Origin of the sequence: Streptomyces sp. NPDC127097 (assembly GCF_042724075.1) — a bacterium.
Taxonomy (GTDB): domain Bacteria; phylum Actinomycetota; class Actinomycetes; order Streptomycetales; family Streptomycetaceae; genus Streptomyces.
Genome location: NZ_JBHXFI010000034.1, coordinates 45,215 through 65,359 on the forward strand (window position 1 = coordinate 45,215; position 20,145 = coordinate 65,359).

15 protein-coding genes are annotated in these 20,145 nt (G+C 69.3%); 8 read left to right on the top strand and 7 right to left on the bottom strand.

Going from position 1 to position 20,145, the window contains the following annotated elements:
• The first annotated feature begins 75 nt into the window (after positions 1-75).
• The 4 genes from ACFWJW_RS24230 (at position 76) to ACFWJW_RS24245 (ending at position 5,200) form a co-directional block, all read left to right on the top strand.
• On the top strand, positions 76-1,875 hold the full coding sequence (locus ACFWJW_RS24230) for an ABC transporter substrate-binding protein (RefSeq protein WP_387245073.1): 1,800 nt from the start codon (positions 76-78) through the stop codon (positions 1,873-1,875).
• 129 nt (positions 1,876-2,004) lie between these two features.
• The gene (locus ACFWJW_RS24235; RefSeq protein WP_387245076.1) at positions 2,005-2,976 is read left to right on the top strand and encodes an ABC transporter permease; all 972 of its coding nucleotides are present in this window, start codon (positions 2,005-2,007) and stop codon (positions 2,974-2,976) included.
• 10 nt (positions 2,977-2,986) lie between these two features.
• Positions 2,987-4,048, top strand: a complete 1,062-nt coding sequence (locus ACFWJW_RS24240) for an ABC transporter ATP-binding protein (RefSeq protein ID WP_387245079.1) — start codon at positions 2,987-2,989, stop codon at positions 4,046-4,048.
• Positions 4,049-4,060: 12 nt separating this feature from the next.
• Positions 4,061-5,200, top strand: coding sequence for an ABC transporter ATP-binding protein (locus ACFWJW_RS24245; RefSeq protein WP_387245082.1), 1,140 nt, complete (start codon positions 4,061-4,063; stop codon positions 5,198-5,200).
• Positions 5,201-5,296: 96 nt separating this feature from the next.
• Here the strand turns inward: ACFWJW_RS24245 and ACFWJW_RS24250 are convergent, their stop codons facing one another.
• From ACFWJW_RS24250 to ACFWJW_RS24280, 7 genes are all read right to left on the bottom strand, one after another.
• Positions 5,297-6,361: an ABC transporter ATP-binding protein gene (locus tag ACFWJW_RS24250; protein WP_387245084.1), complete on the bottom strand. Its 1,065-nt coding sequence runs from the start codon at positions 6,359-6,361 to the stop codon at positions 5,297-5,299.
• Complete coding sequence (locus ACFWJW_RS24255) at positions 6,348-7,367, bottom strand: ABC transporter ATP-binding protein (protein WP_387245087.1); 1,020 nt, start codon at positions 7,365-7,367, stop codon at positions 6,348-6,350. Before ACFWJW_RS24255 ends, ACFWJW_RS24250 begins: the two co-directional genes overlap by 14 nt.
• Positions 7,368-7,378: 11 nt before the next feature.
• Positions 7,379-8,368 (bottom strand): ABC transporter permease, encoded by a 990-nt coding sequence (locus ACFWJW_RS24260; protein WP_387245090.1) that lies wholly within the window; start codon positions 8,366-8,368, stop codon positions 7,379-7,381.
• Positions 8,361-9,284, bottom strand: a complete 924-nt coding sequence (locus tag ACFWJW_RS24265; protein WP_387245093.1) for an ABC transporter permease — start codon at positions 9,282-9,284, stop codon at positions 8,361-8,363. Before ACFWJW_RS24265 ends, ACFWJW_RS24260 begins: the two co-directional genes overlap by 8 nt.
• Before the next feature lie 40 nt (positions 9,285-9,324).
• The gene (locus tag ACFWJW_RS24270) at positions 9,325-10,944 is read right to left on the bottom strand and encodes an ABC transporter substrate-binding protein (RefSeq protein WP_387245096.1); all 1,620 of its coding nucleotides are present in this window, start codon (positions 10,942-10,944) and stop codon (positions 9,325-9,327) included.
• A 273-nt stretch (positions 10,945-11,217) separates the two neighbouring features.
• Positions 11,218-13,122: a translational GTPase TypA gene (typA, locus tag ACFWJW_RS24275; protein WP_387245099.1), complete on the bottom strand. Its 1,905-nt coding sequence runs from the start codon at positions 13,120-13,122 to the stop codon at positions 11,218-11,220.
• 184 nt (positions 13,123-13,306) lie between these two features.
• Positions 13,307-15,688, bottom strand: coding sequence for an ABC transporter substrate-binding protein (locus ACFWJW_RS24280; protein WP_387245102.1), 2,382 nt, complete (start codon positions 15,686-15,688; stop codon positions 13,307-13,309).
• Between the two features lie 407 nt (positions 15,689-16,095).
• Between ACFWJW_RS24280 and ACFWJW_RS24285 the strand changes: the two genes are divergently transcribed.
• From ACFWJW_RS24285 to ACFWJW_RS24300, 4 genes are all read left to right on the top strand, one after another.
• Positions 16,096-16,395, top strand: coding sequence for a hypothetical protein (locus ACFWJW_RS24285; protein WP_042148165.1), 300 nt, complete (start codon positions 16,096-16,098; stop codon positions 16,393-16,395).
• Between the two features lie 121 nt (positions 16,396-16,516).
• On the top strand, positions 16,517-17,344 hold the full coding sequence (locus ACFWJW_RS24290; RefSeq protein WP_387245105.1) for a hypothetical protein: 828 nt from the start codon (positions 16,517-16,519) through the stop codon (positions 17,342-17,344).
• Between the two features lie 34 nt (positions 17,345-17,378).
• Complete coding sequence (locus ACFWJW_RS24295; RefSeq protein ID WP_387245108.1) at positions 17,379-19,337, top strand: fumarate reductase/succinate dehydrogenase flavoprotein subunit; 1,959 nt, start codon at positions 17,379-17,381, stop codon at positions 19,335-19,337.
• Positions 19,334-20,131, top strand: a complete 798-nt coding sequence (locus tag ACFWJW_RS24300; RefSeq protein ID WP_387245111.1) for a succinate dehydrogenase/fumarate reductase iron-sulfur subunit — start codon at positions 19,334-19,336, stop codon at positions 20,129-20,131. The genes ACFWJW_RS24295 and ACFWJW_RS24300 overlap by 4 nt, the downstream gene beginning before the upstream one ends.
• Positions 20,132-20,145: the final 14 nt, after the last annotated feature.

Here is a 20,145-nt window from a genome sequence, read left to right on the forward strand (position 1 = left end):
CCCCGGGCCGGGCTCGTACCGGTTGCGTCAGGCAGCACATCTGGACAACAACCGACAGGCAGGTGCTGGAACCTCATGAACGCACTATCTACGCGCAGAGCACGCGCCGTGATCGTGGCCCTGGCGGCCGGTTCGCTCGCGCTCACCGGATGCAGCAGCGGCGGCAGCAGCGGCAAGGACAAGTCCCAGACGGACAAGGACGCCGCCGCGCAGGCCAAGGCCGTGGCGCTCGGCACCGCCGCCGACTCCACCGGCCCGGCAACCGAGGTCAAGGGCGCCCGCAAGGGCGGCACCCTGCGCGTCTTCCAGCGTGACAGCTTCAACCACCTGGACCCGGCGCAGATGTACGTCAGCGACCTGGGTGACCTGTCCAAGCTGATCTTCCGTGGTCTGACCACGTACAAGCAGGACGACGCGGGCAAGAAGACGGTCGTCGGCGACCTCGCCACCGACGCGGGCCAGATGTCCGACGGCGGCAAGACGTGGAAGTACACGCTCAAGGACGGCATAAAGTTCGAGGACGGCAAGCCGATCACCTCGAAGGACATCCGCCACACCTTCGAGCGGATGTACGCCAAGTTCATCACCGACGGCCCCACCTACATGCAGACCTGGCTGTCGGGCGCGGGCACCACGTACCGCAAGGCGCTGCCGGACGGTCCGTACAAGGGTGACCACCTGCCCAAGACGGTGCTGGACACCCCGGACGACAAGACCGTCATCTTCCACTTCAAGAAGCCGCAGTCGCAGGTGCCCTACGCGCTCGCCATGGCGGGCTACAGCGTCGTCCCCGAGGGCGCGAAGGACACCAAGGAGAACTACGACGTCAAGCCGGTCTGCGCCGGCCCGTACAAGTTCGCCTCCTTCAAGGAGGGCAAGTCCGCGAAGCTGGTGCGCAACACCAACTGGGACCCGAAGACGGACCCGGCGCGCCACCAGTACGTCGACGGCTTCGACATCACCTTCAACCACCAGTTCTCGGACTCCACCAAGCGGCTGCTGGCCGACCAGGGTGAGGCCAAGAACGCGATCAGCTTCACCAACGCGGTGGAGCCGACGCAGACCAAGCAGGTGCTGGACAACCCCAGCGCCAGCAAGCGCCTGGTGCAGGGCTACCAGCCCTACGTCTGGCAGATGAACATGAACATGGACCGCATCAAGGACAAGAAGATCCGCGATGCGATCACCTACGCCATGCCGAACTCCCAGATCGTCCGCATCAACGGCGGCAGCTACGGCGGTGAGGTCGCCGGCGGTCTGCTCGCCCCGACCGTCGCGGGCTACGTGAAGGGCTACGACCCCTACGGCAAGCTCACGCACCCCAACGGTGAGCCGGAGAAGGCCAAGAAGCTCCTCAAGGAGGCCGGCAAGACGGGCATGAAGCTCGTCTACGCCTACTCCAACACCGAGATCCGCCAGAAGGAAGCCGCGGTCATCGAGGACGCCCTGAACAAGGCCGGCTTCGACGTCCAGAAGAAGGAGGTCGACGCGGCCTCCTGGTACCAGCAGATGGGCAAGGTCGACAACGGCTTCGACATCTACATGACCGGCTGGGGCCAGGACTGGGCGGACGCCTCCACCGTCATCCCGCCGTCGTACGACCCCCGTCAGATCCAGGACGGCGCGGCCAACTACTCGCACATCCGTGACAAGCACGTCAGCGAGGAGATCGACCGCATCGAGAAGATCACGGACATCAAGCAGCAGACCGCGGAGTGGCAGAAGCTGCACCGCTACATCGTGGAGAAGGTCAACCCGGCCGCCCCGGTCTTCTACACCAAGACGCTCCAGCTGTACGGCTCCAACGTGGGTGGTACCCGCTACAACAGCGACACCAACTACCTGGACCTGAACACGCTGTTCCTCAAGAAGTAAGACGCACACAGAAGCAAGCACCGGAAGCGGTCCGGAGAGCGCGCGGCACGGCGGAGCGCGCGCTCTCCGGGGCCTTCCCCGCCACTCCGTCACTCCCCACAGCCGCCGTCCTGAGAGCAGCGAACTGCCATGCTTCCCTTTCTATTCCGCCGGATCTTCGGCGCGGTCGTCATCCTTCTCCTGCTGAGCGCCTTCACGTTCTTCGTGTTCTTCTCCACGGGTGACCCGGCCATGATGGCGTGCGGCAAGAACTGCACCGCCGACAACGTGGCCCTGATCCACCAGAACCTCGGTCTCGACAAGCCCCTGCCGACGCAGTACTGGGACTTCCTCGTCGGCATCTTCGCGGGCCGCGACTACTCGGTCGGGCACTGTAGCGCCCCCTGCTTCGGCTACTCCTTCGCCACCAAGCAGGACGTCTGGGCGACGATGATGGACCGGCTGCCCACCACGGCGTCGCTGGCCGTCGGCGGCGCGGTCGCGTTCCTGGTGATCGGCCTCGGTGCCGGTCTGCTCGCCGCCTGGAAGAAGGGCTCGGTGCTCGACAAGACGGTCACCGGCGCGTCCATGGTGCTCAGCTCGGTGCAGATCTACATCCTGGGCCCGATCGTCCTCGGCATCTTCGTCTACAGCGGCCTCATGGCCTCCCCCAAGTACGTGGAGCTCACCAGCAACCCGGGCGGCTGGTTCATGGGCCTGCTGCTGCCGTGGCTGGTGATGTCGACGATCTTCACCGCCCAGTACACCCGTATGTCGCGCTCGACGATGATCGAGCAGCTCCAGGAGGAGCACGTCCGCACCGCCAAGGCCAAGGGCATGCCGGCGCGCTACGTCTTCCTCCGCTACGCCTGGCGCGGCTCGCTGATCCCGATCGTCACGATCCTCGGCATCGACCTGAGCTCGCTGTTCGGCGGCGCCATGATCACCGAGTACACCTTCTCACTGGCGGGCCTCGGCCGGCTGGCCATCAACTCCGTCATCACCCTCGATCTGCCCATGATCCTCGGCGTGCTGATCTTCAGCGCCGCGCTGATCCTGGTGTTCAACATCATCGTGGATGCGACGTACGCCCTCATCGACCCGCGCGTGCGCCTGTCCTAGGAGAGCCCAAGTGACCACACTCACCAAGACCGAGGACGCGCCGGTCCCGACCGGATCGGACCCCTTCCTCTCCGTCCGCGACCTGCATGTCCGGTTCTCCACCGAGGACGGCATCGTCAAGGCGGTCGACGGCCTCTCCTTCGACCTCGAACGCGGGCAGACGCTCGGCATCGTCGGCGAATCGGGATCCGGCAAGTCCGTCACCAACCTCGCCGTGCTGGGGCTGCACAACCCCAAGAGCACCGAGATCACCGGCGAAATCACGCTGGACGGCCAGGAGTTGACCGGGGCCAGGGAGAAGACCCTGGAGAAGCTCCGCGGCAACAAGATGGCCATGATCTTCCAGGACGCGCTGACCGCCCTGTCGCCGTACTACACGGTCGGCCGGCAGATCGCGGAGCCGTTCATCAAGCACACCGGCGCCAGCAAGCGCGAGGGCCGGCAGCGCGCCATCGAGATGCTGACCAAGGTCGGTATCCCGCAGCCCAATCTGCGGGTGGACGACTATCCGCACCAGTTCTCCGGCGGTATGCGCCAGCGCGCGATGATCGCCATGTCGCTGGTCTGCAACCCCGAGCTGCTGATCGCCGACGAGCCGACCACCGCCCTGGACGTCACCGTCCAGGCGCAGATCCTGGACCTCCTCAAGGACCTCCAGCAGGAGTTCGGCTCCGCGATCATCCTGATCACCCACGACCTCGGCGTGGTCGCCGACGTCGCGGACGACCTGCTGGTGATGTACGCGGGCCGGGCCGTCGAGCGGGGCTCCGTCAAGGAGATCCTCGGCCGGCCGCAGCACCCGTACACCTGGGGCCTGCTGAGCTCCATGCCCCGGCTCAGCTCGGACGTCCACGAGGAGCTGCACCCGATCCCCGGGACGCCGCCGAGCCTGCTCACCCCGCCCTCCGGCTGCGGGTTCCACCCGCGCTGCGGCTTCACCGGCGAGGTCGGCGGCGCCCGCTGCGCCGACGAGCGGCCGCTGCTGGAGCTGGGGCGCGCCGCCGCGTGCCACCTGAGCGCCGAGCAGAAGCAGACCCTCTTCACCGAGCAGATCAAGCCCCGGCTGGGCTAGGGAGCTATCACCATGGCAGAGAACGTCACCCTCCCGGCGCCCCGTGACGCCGCGCCCGCCCCGGGCGAGCCGCTGCTCACCGCCGAGGGCCTCACCAAGCACTTCCCGATCCACGGCGGCTTCCCGTTCAAGCGGAAGGTCGGCGCGGTCCAGGCGGTCGACGGCATCGACCTGACCGTGCACGCCGGTGAGAGCTTCGGTCTGGTCGGTGAGTCGGGCTGCGGCAAGTCCACCACCGGACGGCTGCTCACCCGGCTCATGGAGCCGACCTCCGGCAAGATCACCTACGCGGGCCGGGACATCACCCACGCGGGCCGCAAGGAGCTGGCACCGATCCGCTCCGAGATCCAGATGATCTTCCAGGACCCGTATGCCTCGCTGAACCCGCGGCAGACCGTCGGCACCATCATCGGCGGCCCGATGGAGATCAACGGGATCAACCCGCCCGGCGGCCGGGAGAAGCGGGTCCAGGAACTCCTGGAGACCGTCGGTCTCAACCCGGAGCACTACAACCGCTTCCCGCACGAGTTCTCCGGCGGTCAGCGCCAGCGCATCGGGGTGGCCCGGGCGCTCGCCCTGGAGCCGAAGCTGATCGTCGCGGACGAGCCGGTCTCCGCGCTCGATGTCTCGATCCAGGCGCAGGTCGTCAACCTGCTCCAGAAGCTCCAGCGGGAACTGGGCATCGCGTTCCTGTTCATCGCCCATGACCTGGCGATCGTGCGGCACTTCAGCGAGCGGGTCGCGGTGATGTACCTCGGCAAGATCGTCGAGGTCGGCACCCGCGACGAGATCTACCAGCGGCCGCGCCACCCCTACACCCACGCGCTGCTCTCGGCGGTGCCCGAGGCCAAGCTGGTGGAGGACGAGGAGGAGGACCGCGAGCGCATCCGCCTCGCCGGTGACGTCCCCTCCCCGGTCAACCCGCCCTCCGGCTGCCGGTTCCGTACGCGGTGCTGGAAGGCGCAGGACAAGTGCGCCACCGAGGAGCCGCCGCTCGTGCGGATCGGCGGGAACGAGGCCGGGCACCTCACCGCCTGCCACTTCCCCGAGGAGCCGACGACCGCGGCCCGCGGCGAGGACATCATCCTCGACCCGGCGCTGGCCGCGATCGAGGAGTCCGCGGCGGCCGAGGACAGCGACACGGACAAGTAGCCCTCCGTCCGGAGCCGGAGCCCGCTTCCCCTGAGGGGAGGCGGGCTCTCGGCGTCCGCGCCCCCGGGGGCCGCGCACGGCCGTCGGCCCGTACGGCTACTCGCTCGGCACCACGTGCCGCTCCTCGGCGAAATGACAGGCCGAGGCGTGCCCGGCCGGGCTCGCCGTCCCGCGGAACTCGGCGGGCACGTCCAGCGGCGGTACGACGTCGGCGCACAGCTGTTGGGCCTTCCAGCAGCGGGTGCGGAAGCGGCAGCCGGAGGGCGGGTTCGCGGGTGACGGGACATCGCCCGCCAGCAGGATGCGGTCCCGGTGGGTGCGGGCGTCCGGGTCGGGGACGGGCACGGCGGACAACAGGGCCTGGGTGTACGGGTGCGTGGGGTGGTCGTAGATCTGCTCCTGGGTGCCGGTCTCGGCCAGCCGGCCCAGGTACATCACCGCGACCCGGTCGGAGATGTGCCGTACGACGGACAGATCGTGGGCGATGAAGACGTACGAGAGCGCGAACTCCCGCTGCAACTGCTCCAGCAGATTGACCACTTGCGCCTGGACCGAGACGTCCAGCGCGGAGACCGGCTCATCGGCGACGATGATCTCCGGGCGCAGCGCCAGACCGCGGGCGATCCCGATGCGCTGGCGCTGGCCGCCGGAGAACTGGTGCGGGTAGCGGTTGATGAACTCGGGGTTGAGCCCGACCACTTCCAGGAGTTCCTGGACCTTTCTGCGGCGGTCCCGCCTGGGGGCCGCCTCGGGGTGGATCTCGTAGGGCTCGCCGATGATGTCGCCGACGGTCATCCGGGGGTTCAGGGAGGTGTAGGGGTCCTGGAACACCATCTGGATGTTGCGGCGTACGGCCTTCAGCGCGCGGGCCGAGAGGGTGCTGATGTCCTCGCCCCGGTAACGGATCTGACCGGACGTCGGACGTTCCAGCCCGACCAGCAGCCGGGCGACGGTGGACTTGCCGCAGCCCGATTCGCCGACGATACCGAGCGTCTCCCCCTGGTGGAGGTCGAAGGAGACCCCGTCGACGGCCTTGACCGCGCCGACCTGCTTCCGGAAGAGCACCCCCCGGGTGAGCGGGAAGTGTTTGACCAGGTCGCGGATCTCCAGGATCGGGGGCCCTGGGGCGGCCGCCGGGCCGCCGCCGTCATCGTGCGCCATCGAGGGTCTCCTTCCAGAAGTGGCAGGCGCTGGCCCGGCCGGGGCCGGCGTCGTACAGGGGCGGCGGATCGGTGCGGCAGATGTCCTGGGCCAGCGGGCAGCGCGGGTGGAAGGGGCAGCCGGGCGGAATGGCCGTCAGGCTGGGTGGCAGGCCCTGGATCGCGTACAGCCGGCGGCCCTTCCGGTCCAGCCGGGGGACGGAGTCCAGCAGGCCGCGGGTGTACGGGTGGGCGGGGGCCCGGTAGAGCTGGTGGACGGAGGCGGTCTCGACGATCCGGCCGGCGTACATCACCGCGATCGTGTCGGCGACATCGGCGACCACCCCCAGGTCGTGGGTGATCAGGATCAGTCCCATGGTCAGCTCGCGCTGGAGCTCGGCCAGCAGGTCCATCACCTGCGCCTGGACGGTGACGTCCAGTGCCGTGGTCGGCTCGTCCGCGATGATCAGGTCCGGGCCGAGGGCCAGCGCCATCGCGATCATGATGCGCTGGCGCATCCCGCCGGAGAACTGGTGCGGATAGTCGCCCACCCGCTCCCTGGCCGCCGGGATACCGACCCGCTCCATCAGTTCCACCGCTTTGCCGCGGGCGTCCTTACGGGACATCCCCTCGTGGACCTGGAACATCTCCCCGAGCTGGGCGCCGACGCTGAGGACCGGGTTCAGCGCGGACAGCGCGTCCTGGAAGATCATCGCCATCTTGGCGCCGCGGATCTTGCGCCGTTCGTCCTTGCGCAGGGTGAGCAGATCGCGCCCCTGGAAGACGACTTCGCCGCCGGTGACGCGGCCCGGCGGCGAGTCGAGAATGCCCATCACGGCCTGGGCGGTGACGGACTTTCCGGAGCCGGACTCGCCGAGCACCGCCAGCGTCTGGCCGGGCGCCACGCGGTAGCTGACGCCGTTGACGGCCTTGGCCACGCCGTCCCGGGTACGGAACTCGACCCGCAGGTCCCGCACGTCGAGCAGGGCCGTACCGGCGCCCGCGGACCGCGCGTCCTCGTTCGTCATCGTCCGGCTCCTCAGCGCAACTTGGGGTCGAGGGCGTCGCGTACCGCGTCGCCGAGCAGGATGAACGCCAGCACCGTGATGCTCAGCGCGCCCGCGGGCCACAGCAGCATGTGCGGCGCGGTGCGGATGTAGGTGGAGGCCGTGGAGATGTCGATGCCCCAGGAGACGGTGGGCGGCTTCAGGCCCGCGCCCAGGTACGAGAGCGTCGCCTCCAGCGCGATGAAGGTGCCGAGGGCGATGGTGGCGACGACGATGACCGGCGCGACGGCGTTCGGCGCGATATGCCGCAGCAGCAGCCGCCGGTTGCCCGCGCCCAGCGCCCGCGCGGCCTGGACGTAGTCGTTCTGTTTGGCGGTGACGACGGAGCCGCGGGCGATACGGGAGATCTGCGGCCAGCCGAGCAGCACGATGAAGCCGACCACCGGCCAGACCGTGGTGTTGGTGACCATGGAGAGGAACACCAGGCCGCCGAGGATGACCGGGATGCCGAAGAAGATGTCGGCGAGCCGGGAGAGCAGGGTGTCGCCCCAGCCGCCGAAGAACCCGGCCAGTCCGCCCAGCAGGCCGCCGAGCAGCGCCGCACCGGTCGTGGCGCAGACACCGACGGTGATGGAGGCACGGGCGCCGTAGACGACCCGGGTGTAGACGTCCCGGCCCTGGGTGTCGAAGCCGAAGGGGTGGCCGGGCTGGGAGCCCTGCTGTGCCTTGGCGAGGTCGGCGCGGTAGGGGTTGCCGGTGGCGATCAGCTGCGGCCAGATCGCGATGACCACCAGGAAGACGATGACCAGCGCGGAGAGCACGAAGACCGGGTTGCGGTACAGGTCGTGCCAGGCGTCGCTCCACAGGCTGCGCGGCTTGCCGACGGGGGCTCCGGGCGGGCCGGCGCCGGGCGGGGCCGCACCGGGCCGCCGTTCCAGCGACTCCGCCTCGCCGATGGCCAGTGCGGCGGAGCCGCCGTCGCCGTGGCCGATGGCTTCCTTGGGGACGTAGGACTCAGGCATAGCGGATCCTCGGGTCGAGGACGGCGTACAGCAGGTCGACGAGGAGGTTCGCGAGCAGGAAGACCAGCACCAGGATCGTCACGAAGCCCACGACGGTCGGCGAGTTCTGCCGCAGGATGCCCTGGTAGAGCTGGTATCCGACGCCGTGGATGTTGAAGATGCGCTCGGTGACGATCGCGCCGCCCATCAGGGCGCCGATGTCCGTGCCGATGAAGGTGACGACCGGGATCAGCGAATTGCGCAGCAGATGGCGGGTGATGACGCGGTGCCGGGGCAGGCCCTTGGCGACGGCGGTGCGGACGTAGTCGGCGCGGGCGTTCTCCGCGATCGAGGTCCGGGTCAGCCGGGTGACGTAGGCGAGCGAGACCAGCGCCAGCACCAGCCCCGGCAGCAGGAGTTCGTTGAGCGGCGCCTCGGGGGCGACGGACGGCGCGGCCCAGGCCCACCGCACCCCGAACAGGAACTGGAGCAGATATCCGCTGACGAAGGTCGGGATGGACACCACGACGAGGGTAAGGACCAGCACCGTGGTGTCGATGTCCCGGCCGCGCCGCAGTCCGCTGAACACCCCCAGCACGATGCCCACCAGCATCTCGATGACGACGGCGACCAGGGTCAGCCGGAGCGTGACGGGGAAGGCGGCGGCCATCAGCTCGGTGACCGACTGGCCGTTGAAGGCGGTGCCGAAATTCCCCTGGAAGATCTGCCCCATGTAGTGCAGATACTGCTTCCACAGCGGTTCATCGAGGTAGAGGTCGCGGCGGATCCGGGCGGCGGTGGCGGGGTCGGGGGCCCGGTCGCCGAACATCGCGGCCACCGGGTCACCGAGGGCGTACACCATGAAGAAGATGAGGAAGGTGCTGCCGATGAACACCGGGATCATCTGGAGCAGCCGGCGGATCACATAGCGGCCCATGATGCACCGGCCTTCCTCGCCCCGCGGCCCGTGGGCACGGTCAGTTGACCTTGATCTCGTTGTAGACCGGCACGCTGAACGGATTCAGGGCGACATTGCTGATCCGTTCCGAATAGCCGCCGCTGCCGTTCTGGTACCAGAGCGGAATGGCCGGCATCTGGGCGGCGAGGATCTTCTCCGCGTCCTGGAACGTCGTGACGGCCTTCTTCTGGTCCGTTTCCGCGTTCGCCTGGTTCACCAGCTTGTCGAAGGAGGCATTGCTGAACTTGCCGTCGTTGGCGGAGGCGTTGGTGTAGTACAGCGGCTGGAGGAAGTTCTGGATCAGTGGATAGTCCATCTGCCAGCCGGCCCGGAACGGCCCGTTCATCCGCCGGGCGGTGAGCTTGTTGCGGAAGTCGGCGAACGTGCCGACGGGGGCCCCGACACATGCCTGGTCCTCTCCCAGCGACTTGTTGATGCTGTTGCAGAGGGCATCGATCCAGTCCTTGTGGGAGCCCGTATCGGCGTTGTACGCGAGGGTGATGCTGCCGCCGGGGAGTCCGCCGCCCTCCTTGATCAGCTGTTTCGCCCTGGCCGCGTTGAACTCACACGCTTCGCCGCACAGCCCGGCCTTGTAGCCGCCCTCCGGTCCGAGCACCGGCGAGGTCCAGTCCGTGGCGGGCGTGCGGGTCCTCTGGAAGATCTCCCGGGTGATCTGGTCCCGGTCGATCGCCATCGACAGGCCCCGGCGCACCTTCTCCGCGCCCGGCCGCGCCCACCGCTTGTCGTACATGGGAAAGGCCAGGGTCTGGATGATCCCGGCCGGCTGATTGATGTAGCGGCCGCCCAGATCCGCCCGGACGTTCTTCAGCTGTGCGGCCGGCACATCGTCGACCAGGTCGATATTGCCCGCCTGGAGATCGGTATAGGCCGTGTTGTTGTCCGTATAGACCCGCAGATCGATTCCGCCGTTACGCGCCGGATCGTCCCCCGGATACTTGTCCCACTTCCGCATCCGCAGCACCGACCCCTTTTCGTAGGAGTCCACGGTGTACGGCCCGTTTCCGACCGGCTTCTCGATCCAGGCGTCATGGTCCCGGAAGAACGCCTGCGGGAGCGGCATGAAGGCCGAATAGCCCAGGGTGTCCGGCCAGCTGGAGAACTTCTGGTTGAGCTTGACGGTGAAGGTCCGGTCGTCCTTCACCGCCAGCCCCGACAGGGTCTTGGCCTGCGGGCTCCCCTTGTCCGGATGCACCTGGGCGAAGCCGTCGATGTACTGGAAGAACGGTGCGTTCTTCTGCTTGTTGCTCAACAGAGCGCCATAATTCCAGGCGTCCACGAAGGACTTGGCGGTGACCTTTTCCCCGTTGCTGAAGGTCCATCCGTCCTTCAAGGTCACCGTGAAATTCTGCGAATCCTTCGTCTCGATGCGGTCCGCGATGACGTTCTCCGCGGCGCCCGTCTTCGGGTTGTAGCGCTTGAGCCCCCGGAACAGCATTTCCAGGACCTTGCCGCCCTGGACCTCATTGGTGTTCGCCGGCTCCAGCGGATTCTGCGGGTCTCCCCAGGACGCGCTGACGACCCCGGAACGGTCCGCGGCGCTCCCTCCCCCGCACCCCGTGGCCACGAGGGCGACGGTGACGGCGCATGCGCCCCACTTCGCGCACGTGGCTCTCCGCATGACGCCTCCTCAGCTCCGGGATCATGCCTAGGGCCACATAAGACCGCACAGCAGGACACACCGCACTCCGGCGGCGTCCACCAGTGCTCCGCAACCCTGAGAAACCCCTCGGATGCCCGATCGGGGAGGGAGCGGGGGCGCCCCGGAGTTCCCTCCATGCGAGGCACGGGCCGGCCGGCCACCGACGACGAAGGGGCGCCCCTCGCACAGAGGGACGCCCCATCGTTTCGGGCCGGGATACCGGCGGCAGCCGTTACCGCTCGGCGCGGTCCTTTAGCGCTTCGCGCGGGAAGCCGTGCGGCCGCGCTCCTTCTGGTCCAGGACGACCTTGCGGATACGCACGGCCTCCGGGGTCACCTCGACGCACTCGTCGTCGCGGCAGAACTCCAGGGACTGCTCCAGCGACAGCTTGCGCGGCGGCACGATCGCCTCGAACGAGTCGGCCGAGGAGGAGCGCATGTTGGTGAGCTTCTTCTCCTTGGTGATGTTCACGTCCATGTCGTCGGCGCGGGAGTTCTCGCCGACGATCATGCCCTCGTACACCTCGGTGCCGGGCTCGGTGAACAGCACACCGCGCTCCTGGAGGTTCGTCATCGCGAAGGCGGTGACGGCACCGGAGCGGTCGGCGACCAGGGAGCCGTTGTTACGCGTGGTGAGCGTGCCGAACCACGGCTCGTGGCCCTCGTGGATCGAGTGCGCGATACCGGTACCGCGGGTGTTGGTCAGGAACTCCGTACGGAAGCCGATCAGGCCGCGGGACGGGACGACGAACTCCATCCGGACCCAGCCGGAGCCGTGGTTGGACATGTTGTCCATCCGGCCCTTGCGGACACCCATGAGCTGGGTGACGGCGCCCATGTGCTCCTCGGGCACGTCGATGGTCATGCGCTCGACGGGCTCGTACGTCTTGCCGTCGACCTCCTTGGTGACCACCTGCGGCTTGCCGATGGTCATCTCGAAGCCCTCCCGGCGCATCTGCTCCACCAGGATGGCCAGCGCCAGCTCACCGCGGCCCTGCACCTCCCAGGCGTCGGGACGCTCGGTCTCCAGGACGCGCAGCGAGACGTTACCGATCAGCTCGCGCTCCAGGCGGTCCTTGACCTGGCGGGCGGTGACCTTGCGGTCCTTGACCGCGGCCTTGGCGTCCGCGCCCTTGCCGGTGCCGCCCCGGCCGACCAGCGGCGAGGTGTTGGTACCGATGGTCATGGAGATCGCCGGCTCGTCGACCGTGATCAGCGGCAGCGCGACCGGGTTCTCCGGGTCCGCCAGCGTCTCGCCGATCATGATGTCGGGGATACCGGCGACCGCGCAGATGTCACCGGGGCCGGCCTTCTCGGCGGGCTTGCGGGTGAGCGCCTCGGTCATCATCAGCTCGGTGATGCGGACGTTGGCGATGGTGCCGTCCCGCTTGATCCACGCGACGCTCTGGCCCTTGGCCAGCTCGCCCTGCTCGACGCGGAGCAGCGCGATACGGCCGAGGAAGTTGTCCGCGTCCAGGTTGGTGACGTGCGCCTGGAGCGGGGCGTCGGCGTCGTACTGGGGGGCCGGGACGGAGTCCAGGAGCGTGGTGAAGAACGGCTCCAGGTTGGTGCTGTCGGCCGGGACGGTGCCGTCCGCCGGCTTGGTCAGCGAGGCCACGCCGTCACGGGCGCAGGCGTAGACGATCGGGAACTCGATCTGGTCCTCGTCCGCGTCCAGGTCCAGGAACAGGTCGTAGGTCTCGTTGACGACCTCGTCGATCCGGGAGTCGGGGCGGTCGGTCTTGTTGATGCACAGGATGACCGGCATACGGGCCGCGAGGGCCTTGCGGAGCACGAAGCGGGTCTGCGGCAGCGGACCCTCGGAGGCGTCGACCAGCAGGACGACCGCGTCGACCATCGACAGACCGCGCTCGACCTCGCCACCGAAGTCGGCGTGGCCGGGGGTGTCGATGATGTTGATCGTGATCGGGTCCCCGCCGTCCTTGGGGTGATACTTCACCGCCGTGTTCTTGGCGAGGATCGTGATGCCCTTCTCACGCTCCAGGTCGTTGGAGTCCATCATCCGGTCGTCGAGCTTCTCGGCGGCGTGTTCGGCGAACGAACCGGCCTGCTTGAGCATGGCGTCGACGAGGGTGGTCTTCCCGTGGTCGACGTGGGCGACGATGGCGACGTTACGAATGTCGTGGCGGGTGGGCATACTGGCGGCGCTTCTCCCGGAATCGTGGGTGGCGACGCGTCCATTCGGTACGCGCGCCCGCCGGGCATAACGAAGCCACGGCCTCACCCCATCGTACGGGGCCGCGGCGGCATTGGCCGCCGCGGCCCGTACATATGCGCTATGACCTGCGGATTCTTACCATTTATTCGCCCGGACTCCACCCCTACTTCTGGTAGCCGATGTCCTGGAAGCGGGGCGTGGCGAAGCCGAAGGCGCCGACGTTGGCGAGCGACTTCTTCGTGGCCACCAGCTCGGGCCGCTGGTAGAGCGGGATCGAACCGGCGGCCGCCCAGATCCGGGCGTCGGCCTGCGCCACCAGCGTGTGCGAGGCGCCCTCGTCCAGCTCGGAGGCGGCCTGGTCGAAGAGCTGGTCGATGTGGTCGGTGCCGACCCGGGTGTAGTTCTGCTCGACGGTCAGCGAGCCGTCGGGCGCGGGCTGCGGCTTGGCGTAGATCGGGCGGGCGTCGGTCGCCGGGTAGGCGGTGCCGGGCCAGGAGTACAGCGCCAGGTCGTAGTCACCGGAGGCGATGTGGTCCTGGAAGTAGCTGGCGTCGGAGACCCGCTGGAGGGAGGTCTGGACGCCGATCTTGCCGAGCATCGAGGCGATCCGCCGTCCGACGGTGCGCAGCTGCTCGGAGCCGGCGCCGTCGGGGAGCACGAAGCGCAGGGTGAGCGGCTTGCCGTTCTTCTTGACGGCGGCGATCCGGGACGTCTTGCCGTCGGCCGGCTGCGGTGCGGCCACGGCGTCGGCGGCGCGCTCGACGGCGGCGTGCCGGGCCCCCGGGTGCCCGCCGGACCCCGGCAGCTGCCCGGTCTGTCCGGTCTCGACCCGCTCGGCGGCACCGAGCGCCTCCGCCGCCCGCTTCTTGTAGCGCTTGTACTTGGCGTACGCCGCGGAATCGGTGTCACCGTCCGCGTCGGCCTTCTCACTGGCGGCCGCCTGCTTGTAGAACGAGGCGCTCTGCCGCAGCAGGGCGGACTGCTGGACCTCCGAGCCGACCGCGCCGGTGAAGGACAGCGGGGCCTCGGCGGCGGCGGGCCGGTCACCGCGGCCGGGCGCACCGGCGTGGCCGCGGCCGGCGCGGGCCGGGTTGCGGTCGTCGGAGCCGTCCGGCCCGTCCTCCGCGGAGTCGTCCCGGTAGCCGTCCTCGGCGTACCGGTCGTCCGGCCGCCCCTCGCCGTCCTCGTCCGGGTAGCCGTCGGGCGCCGGTGCGCCGCGATTCTCGCCGGCCTGCTGGTGGTCGGCGCCGTCGCTCTTCCAGCCGGCGTCCGCGAGCAGCGCCTTGGCCGCCCCGGAGTCCGGCTCGCCGAGCGCGGCGCTGTGGTCGGCGTAGCCGTACTGCCCGGCCATCAGCAGATGGCTGCCGAGCGGCTTGGACGGCAGGTCGAGCGGCTTGAGGACGGTGTCCGCGAGCGCCTGCCGGTCCAGGGCACGGGCCACCGCCCGGCGCACCCGGTCGTCGGCCAGCGGCCCGCTGCTGCCGTTGAGGGCGAGCTGGGTGTAGGCGGGCTCCAGGGCCTTGCGGATGGTGTAGCCGCGCAGGGCGGTGTTCTCCGCCGCGGCGGCCCTGGCGCCGGCACGGGCGCCGTCGCCCTGCGGGCCCGCGTGGCCGTCGGCGCGCGTCCCGGGCGAGCCGGCATCGGCCGGCCGCCGGGCGGAGGCGACCCGCTTCGCGGCGATCTGGTCGACCGCGGCGACATCGACGCTCCCCTCGGCCAGTGCCGCGGCCCGCTTGTCGCCGGGCAGGGACTGCAACACGATCTGCTTGAGCTTGGCGCGGTCGCCCCACCACCCCGGGTTGCGGACGAGGACGACGCGCCCCTCCTTGGCGTCCCGCTCCCGGACGAGGAACGGGCCGGCGCCGACCTTGAGCTGCTCCCGGGCGCCGTCGTTGAAGGCATTGGGGCTGCCCATCACGCTCTTGGGGTAGAGCGGTGTGAACAGGGACCGCCAGTCGGCGTAGGGGCGGGCGAAGGTGACCTTGACCTCATGGGCGTTCGCGCCCTGGGCGACCTTGCCGATCCGGTCGTAGCCGGCGTTACGGGCGGTCCAGTAGGCGTTGTTCTTGCCGCGCAGCGCGGTCCACTGGGCGACGAAGTCGGCGGCGGTGATCGCCGTGCCGTCGCTCCAGCGCGCCTTGGGGTTGATCTTGTAGGTGACGACCTGCTTGGGGTCCCGGCTGCTGACGTCCGCTGCGTCGAGGAAATCGGCGTTGCGCTGCGGTCTGCCGCTCGCGTCGATGGTGAACATGCTGGGCAGCACCGCACCGGCGATCCGCGCGGTGGTCGCGTCGGCGTCGGCCTGGAAGGCGTTGAGGGTGCCGGGCATCGCATCGACGGCCCAGCGCAGGGTGCCGCCGCTCTTCAGGTCGCCGCGAGGTGCCGGGGCGATGTCCTGGGACGCCGCGACGGACGCCTCCCGGTCGTCCTCGCTGCATCCGGTCAGGGCCGGCAGCGGGAGCAGCACCCCCGCCGCGATGAGCGCGGCACAGCGGCGTCCGCGGCACACCGCGCGGCGGCCTGCAAGGTGATCGTGGTCGGTCATGACGGTTACCTCCGGGCTCGCCCGCGCCGCGCCGAGCACCGCCTGGGGCTGACCGGCGCACCACGTTCGGCCGATTTTGCGGCTCATCACATCTATGGCCCCCCTACTGAAAGCGACCGCGCCCGGACCGGCAGTCCGACACGGCGGCCACCGCGCCAAGGCCACCCGCCCGGCCCAACACAGGGGCCCCGGGGCGGGTCACGGCGGGGTTCGCGGGGGTGCGGGCCGCCGTCCGCCGCCGCCCGCTCTCGTAACGGCGTTCGACCTACGCCGGGGCGCATGGTTGCCGGAACGTACCGGTTCGAGTCGTAATCGCGCTGGACCCCTTCCCAACGCCTACTGTGACGCGCGACACTCTCGGGCGCATGAGATCGCCCACCACACCTTCAAAAGTGAGGGCACGTTATATGTCCCTACAGGACGCAATGACGGCGGTTGAGCGCAGCCTGGACGACCTGATCCGGTCGGTGGGAAAACTGGAGACGCAGCTCGGCGCCGGCCTGGACATCCGCCGGGTCCGTACGGACACCGACCATCTGCGCGAGAGTCTCACCCTGCTGAAGCAGAGCGTGGCGGCCGCTCCCCCCGCCCACCGGCGCACGCCCGAGGTCGAGATGGTGCCGATCTCCGACGCCCCCTACAACTCCGCGCTGTGGACCGACGCCCAGGACGAGGGCCTCGGGTCCAGGAACGGCCACGCGCCGTAGGGGAAAACCCCTGGTGGAGGACCCCTAGGGGGTGGCTTCGCCCCACTCAGACCCCTACCCCGTTGCCGCCCCGGTGGAAGCATGGAGCATTCGGCCGGAGCGCCCTTCACGGAGACCGACGTTGGCCACTGGCACCGAACCCTCATCGCAAGCGGGCGCGACCGGCGTGCACGCCGCCTCGCGCGCCGCCATCCCCGCCCGTCATCTGCGCACCGACCGCTGGTGGCTGGCGCCGGCCTGCACCGCCGCCGGGCTGCTCGCCTTCATCGTCTACTCGACCTGGCGGGCCTTCGCGAACGCCGACTACTACGCCGCGCCCTATGTCTCGCCGTTCTACTCGCCCTGTCTGGCGGAGAACTGCCACACCATGCGCGGCGGCCCCAACTGGGAGCTCTTCGGCAGCTGGTGGGGCCTGTCCCCCGCCCTGCTGATCCTGATCTTCCCGCTGGGCTTCCGGCTGACCTGCTACTACTACCGCAAGGCTTACTACCGCGGCTTCTGGGCCTCGCCGCCGGCCTGCGCGGTCGCCGAACCGCACAAGAAGTACACCGGTGAGACCCGCTTCCCGCTGATCCTCCAGAACATCCACCGCTACTTCTTCTACTTCGCGGTGCTGGTGGCCGGCGTGCTGACCTACGACACCGCGCTGACCTTCCGTGACGAGCACTACGCCTGGGGCCACATGGGCCTGGGCTCCCTCATCTTCCTCGTCAACATCGTGCTGATCTGGGCGTACACCCTCTCCTGCCACTCCTGCCGGCACATCATCGGCGGCCGGCTGCGGCACTTCTCCAAGCACCCGGTGCGCTACCGGATGTGGGGCTGGGTCGGCAAGCTCAACGAGCGGCACATGGTGCTCGCCTGGTCCTCGCTGATCAGCGTGGCCGCCGCGGACTTCTATGTCTTCCTGCTGGCGAGCGGGGCGTTCGCCGACCCGCGCTTCTTCTGACGACAACAACTCCTAAGGAAAGGTGTGCCCCCTGATGGCGCATGTGGACCGGCAGGCATGGGACGTGGTCGTGGTGGGCGCCGGCGGCGCCGGACTGCGGGCCGCGATCGAGGCCCGCGAAGCCGGTATGCGGACGGCCGTGATCTGCAAGTCCCTGTTCGGCAAGGCCCATACGGTGATGGCCGAGGGCGGTATCGCGGCCAGCATGGGCAACGCCAACGAGCATGACAACTGGCAGGTCCACTTCCGGGACACCATGCGCGGCGGCAAGTTCCTCAACCAGTGGCGGATGGCCGAGCTGCACGCCCGGGAGGCGCCCGACCGGGTGTGGGAGCTGGAGACCTGGGGCGCGCTCTTCGACCGCACCGCCGACGGCCGGATCTCCCAGCGCAACTTCGGCGGCCATGAGTACCCGCGGCTGGCGCATGTCGGCGACCGTACGGGCCTGGAGCTGATCCGCACCCTCCAGCAGAAGATCGTCTCGCTCCAGCAGGAGGACGAGAAGGAATTCGGCGCGTACGACGCCCGGTTGAAGGTCTTCCAGGAGTGCACGGTCACCCGGGTACTGAAGTCCCCCGACGGCGACCGGGTGTCCGGCGCCTTCTGCTACGAGCGGGAGTCCGGCCGCTTCTTCGTGCTGGAGGCGCCCGCGGTGGTGCTGGCCACCGGCGGTATCGGCAAGTCCTTCAAGGTGACCTCGAACTCCTGGGAGTACACCGGCGACGGCCATGCGCTGGCGCTGCTGGCCGGGGCGCCGCTGGTCAATATGGAGTTCGTGCAGTTCCACCCCACCGGCATGGTCTGGCCGCCGTCGGTGAAGGGCATCCTCGTCACCGAATCCGTCCGCGGCGACGGCGGGGTGCTGCGCAACAGCGACGGCAAGCGCTTCATGTTCGACTACGTCCCGGACGTCTTCAAGGAGAAGTACGCGGAGACCGAGGACGAGGGCGACCGCTGGTACGAGGACCCCGAGCACAACCGCCGCCCGCCCGAGCTGCTGCCCCGCGACGAGGTGGCGCGGGCCATCAACGCCGAGGTCAAAGCGGGCCGCGGCTCCCCGCACGGCGGCGTCTATCTGGATGTCTCCACCCGGATGCCGGCCGAGGTGATCAAGCGCCGGCTGCCCTCGATGCACCACCAGTTCAAGGAACTGGCCGATGTGGACATCACCGCCGAACCGATGGAGGTCGGCCCGACCTGTCACTACGTGATGGGCGGTGTGGACGTCGATCCGGACACCGCGGCGGCGACCGGGGTGCCCGGGTTGTTCGCGGCCGGTGAGGTGGCCGGCGGGATGCACGGGTCCAACCGGCTGGGCGGCAACTCGCTGTCCGACCTGCTGGTCTTCGGCCGCCGGGCCGGGCTGCACGCGGCCGAGTACGCGGCGTCGCTGGCCGACCGGCCGGCGCCCGATCCGGTCCAGATCGACGCGGCGGAGGCGGAGGCGCTGCGCCCGTTCAGCGCCGAGGACACCGAGGCCACCGGGGGTGCAACGGACGCCGGCCGGGTCCCGGCGGAGAACCCGTACACCCTGCACCAGGAGCTCCAGCAGGCGATGAACGACCTGGTCGGCATCATCCGCAAGGAGAGCGAGATGTTCGAGGCGCTCAAGCGGCTGGCCGATCTGCGGGTACGGGCCCGGCGGGCCGGCGTCGAGGGGCACCGGCAGTACAACCCGGGCTGGCACCTCTCGCTCGATCTGCGGAACATGCTGCTGGTCAGCGAGTGTGTGGCGCGGGCGGCGCTGGAGCGCGAGGAGAGCCGGGGCGGGCACACCCGCGACGATCATCCGGCGATGGACCGGCACTGGCGCCGGCTCAACCTGGTCTGTGAACTCGCCGATCCGCAGGGCGATTCCCGGGCCGCTGACCCGGCGCTGGGCCAGATCCGGCTGTCCCGCCGGGAGAACCCGCCGATCCGCCGCGATCTGCTGGAGCTGTTCGAGAAGGACGAGCTGGCGAAGTATCTGACCGACGAGGAGCTGAGCCGGTGAGCCAGGCGCAGACAGAGCAGCAGGCCGGGAGCTACCAGGCGCACTTCCGGGTGTGGCGGGGCGACGCGGACGCCGGGGAGCTGGCGGATTTCACCGTCGAGGTGCACGAGGGCGAGGTGGTGCTGGACATCGTGCACCGGCTCCAGGCGACCCAGGCGCCCGATCTCGCGGTGCGCTGGAACTGCAAGGCGGGCAAGTGCGGTTCGTGCAGCGCGGAGATCAACGGGCGGCCGCGGCTGATGTGCATGACCCGGATGTCGGTCTTCGACCGTACGGAGACCCTCACGATCACCCCGTTGCGGGCCTTCCCGGTCGTCCGTGACCTGGTCACCGATGTGTCCTTCAACTACGCCAAGGCCCGCGAGATCCCGTCGTTCGTGCCGCCCGCGGAGCTGGCGCCCGGTGAGTACCGGATGCAGCAGGAGGACGTCGGCCGCTCGCAGGAGTTCCGTAAGTGCATCGAGTGCTTCCTGTGCCAGGACACCTGCCATGTGGTGCGTGACCACGAGGAGAACAAGGCGGCGTTCGCCGGTCCGCGCTTCCTGATGCGGATCGCCGAGCTCGATATGCACCCGCTGGACGCGGCCCCGGCGTCGGGGATCGACCGCAAGGCCACCGCGCAGGACGAGCACGGGCTGGGCTACTGCAACATCACCAAGTGCTGTACCGAGGTCTGCCCCGAGAACATCAAGATCACCGACAATGCGCTGATCCCGCTGAAGGAGCGCGCCGCGGACCGCAAGTACGACCCGCTGGTGTGGCTCGGGAACAAGATCCGGCGCCGTACCGAATGAGCCGGTAACGGGTG

Excerpts from the sequence above, each read along its gene's own strand:
- ACFWJW_RS24265 (WP_387245093.1), bottom strand. The coding sequence starts at position 9,284 with ATGGGCCGCTATGTGATCCGCCGGCTGCTCCAGATGATCCCGGTGTTC.
- ACFWJW_RS24270 (WP_387245096.1), bottom strand. The coding sequence starts at position 10,944 with ATGCGGAGAGCCACGTGCGCGAAGTGGGGCGCATGCGCCGTCACCGTC.
- ACFWJW_RS24285 (WP_042148165.1), top strand. The coding sequence starts at position 16,096 with ATGTCCCTACAGGACGCAATGACGGCGGTTGAGCGCAGCCTGGACGAC.
- ACFWJW_RS24245 (WP_387245082.1), top strand. The coding sequence starts at position 4,061 with ATGGCAGAGAACGTCACCCTCCCGGCGCCCCGTGACGCCGCGCCCGCC.
- ACFWJW_RS24235 (WP_387245076.1), top strand. The coding sequence starts at position 2,005 with ATGCTTCCCTTTCTATTCCGCCGGATCTTCGGCGCGGTCGTCATCCTT.
- ACFWJW_RS24260 (WP_387245090.1), bottom strand. The coding sequence starts at position 8,368 with ATGCCTGAGTCCTACGTCCCCAAGGAAGCCATCGGCCACGGCGACGGC.
- typA (WP_387245099.1), bottom strand. The coding sequence starts at position 13,122 with ATGCCCACCCGCCACGACATTCGTAACGTCGCCATCGTCGCCCACGTC.
- ACFWJW_RS24255 (WP_387245087.1), bottom strand. The coding sequence starts at position 7,367 with ATGACGAACGAGGACGCGCGGTCCGCGGGCGCCGGTACGGCCCTGCTC.
- ACFWJW_RS24250 (WP_387245084.1), bottom strand. The coding sequence starts at position 6,361 with ATGGCGCACGATGACGGCGGCGGCCCGGCGGCCGCCCCAGGGCCCCCG.
- ACFWJW_RS24230 (WP_387245073.1), top strand. The coding sequence starts at position 76 with ATGAACGCACTATCTACGCGCAGAGCACGCGCCGTGATCGTGGCCCTG.
- ACFWJW_RS24295 (WP_387245108.1), top strand. The coding sequence starts at position 17,379 with ATGGCGCATGTGGACCGGCAGGCATGGGACGTGGTCGTGGTGGGCGCC.
- ACFWJW_RS24280 (WP_387245102.1), bottom strand. The coding sequence starts at position 15,688 with ATGACCGACCACGATCACCTTGCAGGCCGCCGCGCGGTGTGCCGCGGA.